Annotated in this window: 1 protein-coding gene and 1 pseudogene; both read left to right on the top strand. The window is 69.3% G+C overall.

What is annotated here, in order from left to right:
* Positions 1-284: pseudogene (locus tag ACZ5CR_RS46980) on the top strand (HAD domain-containing protein); the annotation flags it as partial.
* 151 nt (positions 285-435) lie between these two features.
* A partial coding sequence (locus ACZ5CR_RS46985) for a nitronate monooxygenase (protein ID WP_468870194.1) occupies positions 436-1077 on the top strand: 642 nt, incomplete at its 3' end.

The following is a 1077-nucleotide window of genomic DNA, read 5'->3' on the forward strand; positions in this document are numbered from 1 at the left end:
TCCTGGACGTCGATGGAACGCTTCTGCCGTATGGCGGAGCGCGGCTTCCGTCGACCCTCGAAGAGTGGGACGACTGGCAGAGCGTGTCGAATCCGCAGCTGGCAAGAATCGACCGCGGGCACGGTCCGCGTCTGCTCGCAATGCCCTGTGCCTTGATGTGGGCCACTGCGTGGATGGAAGACGCCAACACGGTGATAGCTCCCCTGCTCGGACTGCCCGAACTGCCTGTGGCCGACCTGCCGGAGGCACCGGAGGAGGACGATGCTGACGCGCCCCAACCCTGATGGGGCCCTGGCCGGAGTGACAGTGACAGCTGACGCGGCGATCCGGTACCGGTACGAACGACAGCTTCCGCTTCGACCCAGTGTCACGGGTTGGTGTGCGTGTTCTGCCACCGTGGTGCGGGTGTTGGTGGCCATGGCCATGATGGCGGTCATGACGTTGACGACGGCATTTACGAAGCTGTTCGGTGTGCGGCATCCGATCGCGCTTGCGCCGATGGGGGGTTCGGCCGGTGGTGAACTGGCGGCGGCCGTCTCGCGCGGCGGTGGGCTCGGGCTGCTGGGCTCCGGGAACGGGGACGCGGACTGGCTGGCCCGTCAGCTGCCCATCGTGAGGCGGGGCAGCGGGCCCTGGGGTGTCGGCCTGTTGACCTGGGCGATCGATACCGGTGCGGTCGAGCGAGTATTGGAGCACAGCCCCAGGGCGGTGATGTTGTCCTTCGGGGACCCGAGCCCGTTCGCCGAGCGCATTCGCCAGTCCGGCGCGGTACTGATCGTTCAGGTCACCGATCTGGAGGAGGCGCGGCAGGCGGTGGACCTGGGCGCCGACGTCATCGTCGCGCAGGGCACCGAAAGCGGCGGGCACGGGGCCCGACAGGGACGGTCCACCTTGCCCTTTGTGCCGCTGGTGGTGGACCTGGCGGCACCCGTACCAGTGCTCGCGGCCGGCGGGATCGCCGACGGCCGCGGCGTAGCCGCGGCCCTGGCCCTGGGAGCCGCGGGAGCCCTCATCGGCACACGCTTCCAGGCCACGGCAGAAGCCCTGGTCCCCCCATCAACTGCCACCGCGATCGTC

It is taken from the genome of Streptomyces sp. NPDC031274, assembly GCF_055570235.1.